An 11,778-nucleotide genomic window follows, 5' to 3' on the forward strand; every position below is an offset into this window, starting at 1 on the left:
CCGCCCCCGCCCACCCCGCCACCCACCTCCCCGGGCCCGTCGACCCCACCCGCTACCCCCTCCCGGCACCCACCACCGACTGACACACCCCCGACTGACACACCCCCGACCCGAACGGAACACCGCCGCATCGCGTGTCCCGCCCTCCTCTCCCCACCTCCCCTCCCTCAGTCGATCCGGAGAACCCCTGGTGCCCGTACTGACCCGTCCCCGACGGACCGTCCCGTCGAAGAAGCTGCGCATCGTTCTGCTCGTCCTCGCCGGGCTCGGCCTCATCGGCGCCACGGCGTTCATGGTTCTGTCGAAACGGGAAGGGCCGCGCCCCGTCACCCTCGACGAGGCCCAACGGCTGGCGCTGGCCCGCTTCACCATGTACGAGGCGGGAACCGTGAAGGTCGATGCCACCGTCAAGAGCGGCGGGGGCACCACGACGGTGCACGGCCTGGTCGACTACCGCACGCGGCACGCCGTCGGCCGGTACGCCGCGACCCGCGCCGGCAGCACGGAGTCCGGAATGATCGCCTGGGACGCCACCGGGCTCGCCGTCGTGTCCGACCCGGCCTCCGCCTCCGGCCCCGCCGCCGCGCACGGCGCCGACGGCATGGCGGCGATCGTGAGGGCCGCCGCCGCTGCGAAGCCGCGCTCCTGGTCGCCCCGCGCCTACACCGGGGACCCGCTCGACAGCACGCTGCGCCTGATGATGTCCCTGGCGGCCGACCGCCCCGAGAACCCCCAACTGCTGACCCAGTCGGGCCCGCGGCACCTGCGCGAGGAGACCCTCGGCGGCACCGCCTACGCGGTCCTCTCCGGCCCCAGACGCAGCGGCGGCGCCCGCGACAGCCGCTCGGCGCTGACGTACTGGGTCGATGGCGAAGGGCGGCTCGGCCGGATGGAGGCCCGCATCGCGTCGCTGCCGGATCCGGCCCGCATGGACTTCGCCCCCGCACCGGCCGGTCTGCGCGTCCCCACCCGGCCCTGGCCGGAAGGGACCGGGGCCCCGCAGCCCTGAACCGTCACAGGGCGCGGGGCGGGGCATCGCACGGGACGAGGTCAGTCCACCTGCTGCGGGTCGAGGGCCGGGATCCCGTCGGAGCCGAACCCTTCTCGCACCAGCTGGTCGTCGTTCTTCGTGGCGGTGCTCTCCAGCGCGCGGGTGGGCTGCTTGCGGCCGTAGATGTAGAGCTGGTCGCCGATGTCCAACAGCTCGAAGAGCCGCTTCGCGTCCTTCACGTACATGTTGACGCAGCCGGCGGAGCCCGACTGGAACAGGTCCACCTCGGTGCCGTGGAGCGCCTGGCCGCCGTTGAAGAACTGGGAGTAGGGCATGGGCGCGTTGTCGTAGATCGTGGAGAAGAAGGTCTCGTTCTTCTGGTAGATGCGCTGCCAGCCGGTGCGAGTTTCGAGCCCCGGCCGGCCGCTGCGGACGGGGACGGGCGCGAAGATCACCTTGTCCCCCTTCTGCACCCACAGGATCTGCCGCGTCAGGTCGACGCAGGTCACGCGGTAGGACTTGACCGGGCACTCCTTGGCCGCGTTGGGGTTCTCGCGCACCTCGAACACCAGCAGCATCCGGTACGTGCGCAGGTCGGCCGCGCCGTTGACGGGTGTGGTGCCGATGCGTTCCTGCAGTTCCTTGATGGCGAGGCAGTCCTCCTCGGACATCCTGCCGTCCTGCGGGAGCCCGAGCTTCTCCTCCAACTGCCACTGGTAGGGCCCGGTCTCCGCGTCGCATCCGACCGCGGGGGGCTCGCCCCGGTCGGGTGCCTGCGCGGCGTGCGACGCGGGGGCGGCGTACAGGCCGACCACGGAGCCTCCGGTGGCGAGGGCGAGGAGGGCGCACATGGAACGGAGTTCCATCGCGAATCCAACGGTCACGTCATCTCCCTGATAGTCGGTCGCCGATCGCGGCGGCACCGTGTCCGGCTCACCTCTTCCACTATCCGTGACGGTCCCTCATCCGCCACGTGGAGTACGCCGTTGGGGGCCCGTTGATTTCGGTCAAGGGGCGGCGGGCGGTGGGCGGTTGATGGTTGGCGGCGGGCGATTGTCGATCGGTAAAGAATTCCGCCAGGAGGATGTGCGGCGAGTGCGTCTCCGGAGCGCGAGGTCGGCCGCACTGCGGTTACCCGTGTCCACGGGGGGGCGGAGAAGGGGCGCTCTTACCTCATGCGGTGAGGTGCCAGTACTTCGGGGCGCGGGGAAAAGAGGCCGTACGGGCTTTTGCCGTGCCGGGGGACCTTGATTGATCTGCGACGCTTCGGCAACCGGTGGAAATTCGGAACCATTTCACCACATCGGCCTTTCGGGTTCTTCTTCTTCCTTCCTTCGGGGCTTGATTGAGTGGCGATTTATTTTCCGCTTATATACGGCATCTATCCGTTGTTTCGTGGAACACAGAAGGGCTGACGTGTGACAACGAAGAAGGGCAGAGCGGCTGCCAGAGCCGGAGGGTTGGCAGCGCTGTCGGCGAGCGTCGCGGTCACTGCCGTGCTGCCCGCCGCCTCGGCGGCGGTCGCCGACGCCGGGGACGGCAGCCTGACAGTGCGTGTCGTGCGCGAGGTGAACGCGAACGGCAAGTGGGACGACGTCCTGGAGCCCGGACTGGGCGGGGTGAAGGTGGTGCTCACCGACACCGCGGGCGCCTCCGTGACCGGCACCACCGAAGCGGACGGTACGGTCCGCCTGGTACCGGGCGCCGCGCTCACGGGCGGCAAGTACCGCGTCGAGGTCAAGAATCCGAAGCCGGGAATCCTCTTCCCGGGGTTCGCCCTGCCCAAGGACGACCTGGGCGACCCGAGGACCCTGTCGTCCAACGTCGAGTTCGTCGACCTGGCCGGCGGCAGGAACGCCGAGGTGACCACCTCGTTCTGGAACCCCGCCGACTACTGCCAGAAGAACGCCGACCTGGTCACCGCCTGCATCAGGAGCGACGTACCGGGAGTGAGCGACCCGGACACGGCGCGGACCCTGGTCACCCACCCCTACAACGCGCGCGGCAACGACGCGCAGACCACGGACCTCGCCACCAAGGCCCAGACAGGGTCCCTGTGGGGCATCGGGTACAGCAAGCAGAAGAAGTGGATCTTCTCGTCCGCCTTCGCCAAGCGCGGCGCGAACTACGGGCCCGGAGGCCCCGGCGCGATCTACCTGAGCGACCGGAGCACGGGAGAGCTGAGCCAGTTCACCACCGTTCCGGACGCCGGCAGCACCCCGCACGACGACGCCACCGATATGGACCTCGCCTTCCGCACCGTGGTGGGCAAGGAGTCGCTGGGCGACGTCGACGTGAGCGAGGACGGCGAGGACCTGTACGTCGTCAACCTCAACGACAAGAAGCTCTACCGCTACGACGCCACCGGGAAGACCGCGTCCGCGCCCAAGGCGTCCTACCCGATCCCCGACCCGGGGTGCTCCTCCGCGGGCGACTGGCGCCCCTTCGGCCTCGGCATCCAGGACGGCACCGTCTACGTCGGCGGTGTCTGCTCCGGCGAGTCCACGCAGAACCGCGACGACCTGCGGGCGGTCATCCGGACCTTCGCGCCCGACTCCGGCACCTTCACCGGCACGGTGATGGACCAGAAGCTCACCTACCCCCGGGGCAAGGTGAACGGCCCCGGCCCCTGCTACGGCGACAAGTGGTACCCGTGGCGCACCACCGTCCCGGACACCCAGGACGGAGCGGACTGCAAGTCCACCCAGGTGGACGGCCGGGAGGTGCCGAACCCGACACCGCTGCTGTCGGACATCGTGGTGGACACCGACGGCGCGCTGATCCTCGGCTTCCGCGACCGCTACGCCGACCAGTACGGCAGCTTCATCGCGTACGAGGCGGGCAGCCCGCGCACCGTGCAGACCTTCGCGGGCGGTGACCTCAACCGCGCGTGCCGGCAGGGCGGCACGTTCGTCCTGGACGCCAACGGCGGCTGCGCCAACAACGCCACCCCCGCCAACAGCGGGAACCAGGATCCGGACGTCAAGGAGTTCTACCCCGGCGAATTCCGGCTGGGCGGCTACCACCAGGAGACGGCCCTCGGCGGCGTGGCGCTGTCCAAGGTCGAGGAGACCCTCGCCTCCGGGGTGTACGACCCCGTCGACGTCGTCCACACCTCGGGCACGGGCTTCTTCGACCGCGAGGACGGCACCGTCGCCGCGGGCATGGGCAACCAGCTGACCAACTCGTTCGGCAAGGCCGGTGGCCTGGGCGACCTCGAAGTCCTGTGCGACGAGGCGCCGTTCCAGATCGGCAACCGCGTCTGGTACGACAACGGCAAGAACATGAAGGACGGCCGGCAGGACCCGGACGAGAAGCCGGTCGTGGGCGCCACGGTCAACCTCTACGACCGCGCGGGCGAGAAGATCGCGACCACGAAGACCAACGCGCGGGGCGAGTACTACTTCGACTCCACACTGGTCAAGAACGTCGACCCCGAGGACTGGGTCGCCGGCCGCGAGTACGTGGTACGGATGGACAACCCCGCCGACTACGAGCCGGGAGGCCCGCTCGACGGTTGGATGCCCACCCAGTTCGACCAGGGCGACACGGCTGCCAACTCCAAGGGCAGGACCGGTCCGGGCGAGGACGCGTACCCCTTCTACGGTTTCTCCACGGGCGGCCCCGGCGAGAACGACCACGACATCGACTTCGGCTTCGTCGAGCCGACGCGCATCATCCTCACCAAGAAGGACAGCAGCACCAATGAGCCGGTGCTCGGCGCCGTCTTCCAGCTGTGGCGGGAGAGCAACGGCAAGCCCGGTCTCCAGCGCACCGGCTCCGATCGCGACACCCGGACCGACGCCGGCTGCGCGACCGACGCCAAGGGCACGTGCACGTTCACACGCATCCAGGTCGGCTCCTACTACCTGGTCGAGACCGGCGTGCCCGAGGGGTACCTGAAGCCCGAGCAGCCCGTCACCCCGGTGGAGGTCACCACGCGCAACTGCAAGAACAACCCGCTCGAGATCACCCTCACCAACAAGCCGGGTGAGCCCGGGAAGAAGAACGGGCAGCGGTAGACCCGCGCGGTCCGGAAGGCCCGGAACGCACCCGGCCCTCCCGGCGGGCGCCGCCCGCCGAAGGACCGCGGACACCGACGCAGGCCCCCGGGGCACGAGCCCCGGGGGCCTGCGCCGTGCGGGGACCGGGAGGTTCCCGCGCGTCTTCCGTGACGGGCGCCCCTCCGGCCCGCCGCGCCGGGGCCCGGTGGCTGTCACCGACCGCGCCGCATAGGCTGCGCAGGAACCGGGCCGGAGCAGCCGGACCGTCACCAGGAAGGCGCTGCAGTTGTCACACGCAGCCGATCGCCGGCCGTCCTGTCACCGGGCGGCTGTGTGACTCGCGACGACCTCATCGCCATGCTCCGCGAACAGACCCCGGCATGCGGACCCGCACGCGCGGCCCTGACCGCCGGGGCCGACTTCGTCGTCTGGGACGGCCTGGTCCCGGCCAACAGACACGCGGGCGTCTTCCGGCGCCGAATGCACCACTCCTTGAGACGCGGCCACACGGTCGACGGCCTCGCCGACAGCGTCGACATCCTGCTGCGAGCCGGGGAGGAGCCGCTTCGTACCGGATGCATCGACACGGCGGACAGGTCGTCGTGGTTCCTGGTCTTCCTGAACTCCACGGCGACGGAAGTGATGGCCTGCTGCGGCGGACGCCGGCCCATCGCCTCCCCGGAGCCGGCCGAAGCCCCCGAGTGACGACGAGCCCGCATTCGTGACAACCGCCGTGCTTCGGCGCACCCGCCGTCACGCGGCCCCGGAACCGCGCCGTCCCTTGTAGTTGATCTTCATGGTGTCCATGTCCGTCACCGTGGAGCGCAGTTCGCCGTGACCGCAACCGCGTTCCCGGAGGAAGGTCTCCGCGCGGTCCTCGGCGATGGCACCCGCCATCTCCTCGCCGTCCGCGGCGGCGGACACGACCACGTACCGGAAGCTGAAGTGCTTGAGCAACCGGTCGTACGCGAGCGAGCCCTCCTCGGTGAACTGCATGGCGCTCAGCCCGTGCTCGTCCACCTCGGCCAGCAGCCGGGCACGCGCCCCGTCCGTCAGGCCGTCCCAGGTACCCCGGACGATCACTCGGTAGGTGTGCTGCGCGCTCATCGTGTTCCGCTCCGCGTTCTTTTCCCGTACGTGCCGCATCGGCCACCGCCCGTGGACCGTGGAGGGCCAAGGGTACGGCGGCCCGGGCCGGGCGCGCCCGGATTATCGCCGTACGGAACGGGCCGGGGCGGTGTGCCGCCCGTCCCCTTTGCGGAAGTCTGACGGTGGAGCCCCTGGCCGGGGCGTTGTCCAGCGTGTTCCATGGTCATCGGGACGCCCGGACCCGCGGCGGCCCGCGCGAGGGAGCGAGGTTGCCTTGGCCACGACCGTACGACGTGCCGTACTGACTCTGCCCGCCGCACCACTGGGCCCGGAGAATCCGCTGCCCGCCCTGCGGCCGCTCGACCGGACACATGCCGTCGACGAACGCACCCGGGCCGCGCTGCCGCGCGACATGGCCCGCCAGATCGGCTGCGCGCAACCGGCCACCGTGCTGCCGACACGCGTCCTGGACGGCTACGGGCGCGAGCGCGTCCCCACCGGCCTGGACGCGATCGTCATCGAGAACGACCGGCTGCGGGCCACCGTCCTTCCCGGCCTCGGCGGTCGCGTCCACTCCCTCCACCACAAACCGACCGGCCGCGAACTCCTCTACACCAACCCCGTGCTGCAACCGGCCGACTTCGCGCTCAACGGCGCCTGGTTCTCCGGCGGCATCGAGTGGAACATCGGCGCCACGGGCCACGGCACCCTGTCCTGCGCCCCGCTGCACGCCGCCCGGGTGCCCGCCCCCGACGGCGGCGAGATGCTCCGCCTCTGGGAGTGGGAACGGCTGCGCGACCTGCCGTTCCAGGTGGACCTGTGGCTGCCCGACGACTCCGACTTCCTCCACGTCGGCGTACGGATACGCAATCCGCACGAGCACACCGCACCCGTCTACTGGTGGTCCAACACCGCCGTGCCCGAGGGCGGACGCACCCGCGTCCTGGCCCCCGCGGACGAGGCGTGGCACTTCGGGTACGAGCACGCCCTGACCCGGGTCCCGGTCCCGGTGTCCGGCTCCGTCGACCGTACGTACCCGACGCGCGGCGACTTCCCCGCCGACTACTTCTACGAGGTGCCCGACGGGGCCCGCCGCTGGATCGCCTCCCTCGACGGGGACGGCCACGGACTCGTCCAGACGTCGACCGATCTGCTGCGCGGCCGGAAACTGTTCCTCTGGGGCGGCAACACGGGCGGCCGGCGCTGGCAGGAATGGCTCACCGAGCCCGGCACCACCGGCTACGCCGAGATCCAGGCCGGCCTCGCCCGCACCCAGCTGGAACACGTCCCCCTCGAACCGGGGGAGGAGTTCAGCTGGCTGGAGGCGTACGGGCCGCTGTCCGCGGACCCCCGTGCCGTGCACGGCGACGACTGGGCGGCGGCCCGCGCGGAGACGGAACGGCGGCTGGACCGGGCACTGCCGCGCGACGGCGTCGAGGCCGCGTACGCCGCCTGGCGCCCGTCCGCCGACACCGAACCCGGCGAGTCGCTCGCCACCGGTTCCGGCTGGGGCGCCCTGGAGGTCCGGCGCGGCGGGTACGAACTGCCCGGCACCCCGTTCGCCGCCGCCACCCTCGGCGAACCGCAGCGCCCCTGGCTGGAGCTGCTGGACCAGGGAGCCTTCCCCGAACCGCTCGGCGCGGAGCCGCCGGGCCCCTCCCTGGTCTCCCCGCACTGGCGCGACATGCTGGAGACGGCGCCCGCCGACCCCCTCACCGAGTACCACCTCGGCGTCGCCCAGTGGCACGCGGGCGACCGGGCCCAGGCCGTGCGCAGCTGGGAACGCGGGCTGGCGCTCGCCCCGTCCCGCTGGCAGCTGCTGCGGTGCCTGGCCGTCGCGGCCGGGGAGGGCGGCCAGCGGGACCGGGCCGCGGACCTCTGCGCCGAGGCGTTCGACGACCTGTGCGCGCGGCACCACGACGACGGGGAGCGGACGGCCGCCGCGGCGGCGCTGGGCCGCGAGGCGATGGAGGCGCTGCTGACGGCCGGACGCCCCGGAGGGGCCAGGGCCGTGTGGGCCGCGCTGGACCCGGAGACCCGGCGGCGCGGCCGCTTCCGGCTGCTGGAGGCCCGGTTGCTGCTCGCCGAGGGGGACCGGGCGGGCGCCCGGTCCGTCTTCGACGAGGGCTTCGAGGTCGCGGACCTGCGGGAGGGGGCGGAGATCCTCGGCGAGGTGTGGGCCCGGATCACGGACGACCCGCTGCCGGACAGGTACGACTACCGGATGCGTCCGGCGCGCTGACGCCCCGTCCGGCCCGGGGGTCTCAGCCGACCGGGCCGGACGACAGGGTGCGGTCGACGTACTCGAAGACCGAACCGTCCGGGTGCACGGCGATCAGATTGCGGCCCACCGGCGTCGGCACCGGCCCGGCGAGAACGCGGGCCCCGACGCGGGAGAGGGCGGCGTGGGCGGCGTCGACGTCCTTGACCGCGATCGTCGCCGTCACCTTGCGCAGGATCTCCAGCTCCGACTCCGGACCGCTCATCAGGAGGAAGCAACTGATCGCGGCGACCGAGACCCCGCCGCGCTCGAAGCGCAGCGCCGAACTGCCGGTGAGGTCCTCGTAGAAGGCCACGGCGGCCTCCAGGTCGTCGACGCAGATGCGCAGCGTGGTTCCCAGAATGTCCATGCGCACAAGGGTAGTTGGCGGCCCGTCGCCACGTGATCGATTCAGGAACGAGCCCTTCCGGGGCGTACGGGGACGGACTTTCCGGTGCGGTCCGCGGGCTCAGGCCCGGCAGAGCACCTCGCCGTGCGGGACCATGAACCAGGCGTCGTCCCGCGTGCCCCACTCGCGCCAGGCCGCGGCGATCGCGGACAGCTCGCCGGAGGTCGCGTGGCCGCCCTCGACGGCGAGCTCGGCGTAGACCGAGTCGACCGTGCGGTCCGCCCACAGGCCGCTCCACCAGTCCCGGCTCTCCGGGGTGGCGAAGCACCAGGTGGCGGAGGTCGCGGTGACGTCGGTGAAGCCCGCCCGGCGGGCCCAGGACAGCAGCCGGCGGCCCGCGTCCGGCTCGCCGCCGTTGGCGCGGGCGACCCGGCGGTACAGCTCCTGCCAGGTGTCCAGGGCAGGGAGCTCGGGATACCAGGCCATCGCCGCGTAGTCGCTGTCGCGGGCCGCCACGATGCCGCCGGGGCGACAGACGCGCCGCATCTCGCGCAGGGCCCGCACCGGGTCGCCCACGTGCTGGAGCACCTGGTGGGCGTGGACGACGTCGAAGGAGTCGTCGGGGAAGTCCAGGTCGTGCACGTCGGCCACGGCGAACCCGACGTTCTCCAGGCCGCGTTCGGACGCCGTGCCGGCCGCCCGGGCCAGGATCCCCTCGGCGGTGTCGACGCCGGTCACCCGGCCGGGGGAGACCAGTTCGGCCAGATCCGCGGTGATGGTGCCCGGCCCGCAGCCGACGTCCAGCACGGCCATTCCCGGGCGGAGTTCACCGACCAGGTACGCGGCGGAGTTGGCGGCGGTGCGCCAGCTGTGCGAGCGCAGCACCGACTCGTGGTGCCCGTGGGTGTAGACGGCGGTCTCTTTCGGCATGGCCGTGGATCCCTTCTCGGAACGCGGCCGGAAACCGGACCGCGAAGCGCTGATCGGTACGGCCACCGTACGCCGTCATGTCGAATAATGAGATACGCGTCTTGGTATTTGGGACCCCCTCTGTGGGGCGGGCGACGGGAGTTGAGCGCGGACCGCACGATCCCGTGCTGGGCCGGGGTGCGCTCGCGCCCCGGCTCCGGGCCGGGGAGAGTGGACCCATGACATCTGTCTCCGCCGACGAGATCCTCGAACGCCACGGCGAGGCGCTCCGGCTCTTCACCGACCGGGTGCACGCGGTGCGCGACGACCAGTGGTCCGCGTCCACGCCGTGCACCGAGTGGACCGTGCGCGACCTGGTGGCCCACCTCACCGCCGAACAGCTCTGGGTGCCGTCCCTGGTCACCGAGGGGCGCACCGTCGCCGAGGTCGGCGACGTCTTCGGCGGCGACGTGCTGGGCGACGACCCCGTGGCCGCGTGGGACCGGGCGGCGGCAGGGGCGCGCGAGGCGTTCGGGGCACCGGGCGCCCTGGAACGGACCGTGAACCTGTCGTACGGGGACACCCCCGCCGACGCCTACTGCGCGCAGATGGTGACCGACGCGGTGGTGCACGCCTGGGACCTGTCCAGGGCGATCGGCGCCGACGAACGGCTGCCCGCCCAGCTGGTCGGGTTCGCGCGCCGCGAGGTCGGACCGTACGCGAAGGACCTCTCGGGCAGCGGCCTGTTCGCCCCGCCCGTCGGGACCCCGGCCGACGCCGACCCGCAGACCGAACTGCTCGCACTGCTCGGCCGCCGGTCCTGACGGATCGCCGGGTCGTTACCCTGTGCTCGTGATTCCGGTCGTCGACCGGAGCGCCGGAGGCGGGAGGCGGCAGGACCGCGCTCCCCGGCCGGCCCGGACGTCACGAGAGGCAGAAGTGAGCACCGCACACCTGGACGTGGCCGTACCCGAGCGGGCCGAACTGGGCGAGGGCCCGACCTGGGACCCGGCGACCGGCCGCGTCGTCTGGGTCGACATCGTCGCCGCGCGCGTGCACACCTACGACCCGGCGACCGGCCGTCGTACGGTCATGGCGACCGAACAGCACGTCGGGGCGGCCAAGCCGCGGGCCGGCGGCGGACTCGTCGTCAACCTGCGCGACGGCATCGGCCTGTACGACCCCGACGGGGCCTTCCGCTGGCTGGTCCACGACCCGGTGCCCGGCCGGCGCGGCAACGACGCGGCGGTCGCCCCGGACGGATCGCTGTGGGCGGGCACCATGCGGTACGACGGGGCCGAGGGCGGGGGCGGTCTCGCCCGTGTCGCGGCCGACGGCGCGGTGACACCGGTGCCGACCCCCGTCTCCTGCGGAAACGGCGTCGGCTGGAGCCCCGACGGACGGCTGATGTACTTCGTCGACACGCCCACCCGCCGCATCGACGTCTTCGACCTCGACGGCGGACACGCCGTGAACCGGCGCCCGTTCGCCACGGTCGAGGAAGGCGCCGGGTTCCCCGACGGACTGACGGTCGACGCCGAGGGGGCCGTCTGGGTCGCCCTGTGGGACGGCGCCGCGCTGCGTCGCCACACGCCCGACGGCGCCCTGGACCGGATCGTCGAACTGCCGGTGCGACGTCCCACGGCCTGCGCCTTCGGCGGCGCGGAGCTGCGCGACCTCTACATCTCCACGGCCCGCACGGGCCTCGTCGCCCCGCACCCGCTGTCCGGTTCGCTGCTGGTGCTGCCGGACGCGGGCCGGGGGCTGCCCGGCACGGCCTTCGCGGGCTGACCCCCGTTCCGCCCCACATGCCTGCGTTCCCGCTTCCCGCGCCCGGCCGTTCCGCGCCCGGCCGTCCCGCGGCCGATTCCCGTCGCAACGCCGCCCCGCCGACGGGCGCCGTCGGCCGAACCCTCGTATAAAGGCCCTGGGGGCGGGCCCGAAGGACCCGGGGCGGGGACCTGAGCCCCGGTGCGGGACGGCGCGACAGGGTGACGGGCGGCGGCGAAGGAGTCCCGGATGGCGCGGCAGCAGACCGGACGGGCGGGGCGCGGGCACCGGGGCGTACGGGAGGACCGGGGGCCCGTCCGCTACGGACCGCCCGCCCACGACCCCGGGCTCCCGGTCCTGCCCGAGCTGGCCGAGGTGCTGGCCGCCGCGGCGGGCCGCGCCGGAC

The 11,778-nt window shown here is 72.6% G+C and carries 10 protein-coding genes and 1 pseudogene; 7 read left to right on the plus strand and 4 right to left on the minus strand.

Translation table 11 applies throughout. From position 1 onward, the window contains the following. The first annotated feature begins 190 nt into the window (after positions 1-190). Positions 191-1,009 carry a hypothetical protein gene (locus ABZZ04_RS38815; RefSeq protein ID WP_356936953.1) on the plus strand — a complete coding sequence of 273 codons (819 nt, stop codon included), beginning with the start codon at positions 191-193 and terminating at the stop codon, positions 1,007-1,009. 41 nt (positions 1,010-1,050) lie between these two features. On the opposite strand, the gene ABZZ04_RS38820 is transcribed toward ABZZ04_RS38815, so the two are convergent. Next, complete coding sequence (locus ABZZ04_RS38820) at positions 1,051-1,875, minus strand: L,D-transpeptidase (protein WP_356936954.1); 825 nt, start codon at positions 1,873-1,875, stop codon at positions 1,051-1,053. Between the two features lie 576 nt (positions 1,876-2,451). Here ABZZ04_RS38820 and ABZZ04_RS38825 point away from each other — a divergent pair. Both ABZZ04_RS38825 and ABZZ04_RS38830 read left to right on the plus strand, forming a co-directional pair. Further along, positions 2,452-5,013, plus strand: a complete 2,562-nt coding sequence (locus ABZZ04_RS38825) for an SdrD B-like domain-containing protein (RefSeq protein WP_356936955.1) — start codon at positions 2,452-2,454, stop codon at positions 5,011-5,013. 315 nt (positions 5,014-5,328) lie between these two features. After that, positions 5,329-5,700 carry a hypothetical protein gene (locus ABZZ04_RS38830; RefSeq protein ID WP_356936956.1) on the plus strand — a complete coding sequence of 124 codons (372 nt, stop codon included), beginning with the start codon at positions 5,329-5,331 and terminating at the stop codon, positions 5,698-5,700. Between the two features lie 48 nt (positions 5,701-5,748). Here ABZZ04_RS38830 and ABZZ04_RS38835 read toward each other — a convergent pair whose 3' ends face one another. Beyond that, the gene (locus tag ABZZ04_RS38835) at positions 5,749-6,102 is read right to left on the minus strand and encodes a DUF6204 family protein (RefSeq protein ID WP_356936957.1); all 354 of its coding nucleotides are present in this window, start codon (positions 6,100-6,102) and stop codon (positions 5,749-5,751) included. 256 nt (positions 6,103-6,358) lie between these two features. Between ABZZ04_RS38835 and ABZZ04_RS38840 the strand changes: the two genes are divergently transcribed. Then, positions 6,359-8,326, plus strand: coding sequence for a DUF5107 domain-containing protein (locus ABZZ04_RS38840; protein WP_356936958.1), 1,968 nt, complete (start codon positions 6,359-6,361; stop codon positions 8,324-8,326). Positions 8,327-8,348: 22 nt separating this feature from the next. On the opposite strand, the gene ABZZ04_RS38845 is transcribed toward ABZZ04_RS38840, so the two are convergent. Beyond that, complete coding sequence (locus tag ABZZ04_RS38845) at positions 8,349-8,714, minus strand: VOC family protein (RefSeq protein ID WP_356936959.1); 366 nt, start codon at positions 8,712-8,714, stop codon at positions 8,349-8,351. Between the two features lie 99 nt (positions 8,715-8,813). Further along, positions 8,814-9,623 carry a methyltransferase domain-containing protein gene (locus ABZZ04_RS38850; RefSeq protein ID WP_356936960.1) on the minus strand — a complete coding sequence of 270 codons (810 nt, stop codon included), beginning with the start codon at positions 9,621-9,623 and terminating at the stop codon, positions 8,814-8,816. A gap of 218 nt (positions 9,624-9,841) precedes the next feature. On the opposite strand from ABZZ04_RS38850, the gene ABZZ04_RS38855 reads away from it, so the two are divergent. The 3 genes and pseudogenes from ABZZ04_RS38855 to ABZZ04_RS38865 all read left to right on the plus strand — a co-directional run. Further along, complete coding sequence (locus tag ABZZ04_RS38855; RefSeq protein WP_356936961.1) at positions 9,842-10,426, plus strand: TIGR03086 family metal-binding protein; 585 nt, start codon at positions 9,842-9,844, stop codon at positions 10,424-10,426. Positions 10,427-10,541: 115 nt separating this feature from the next. Beyond that, complete coding sequence (locus ABZZ04_RS38860; RefSeq protein WP_356936962.1) at positions 10,542-11,393, plus strand: SMP-30/gluconolactonase/LRE family protein; 852 nt, start codon at positions 10,542-10,544, stop codon at positions 11,391-11,393. 228 nt (positions 11,394-11,621) lie between these two features. Beyond that, a pseudogene (locus ABZZ04_RS38865) lies at positions 11,622-11,778 on the plus strand (pyridoxal phosphate-dependent aminotransferase); the annotation flags it as partial.

It is taken from the genome of Streptomyces sp. NPDC006435, from assembly GCF_040612315.1.
Taxonomy (GTDB): domain Bacteria; phylum Actinomycetota; class Actinomycetes; order Streptomycetales; family Streptomycetaceae; genus Streptomyces.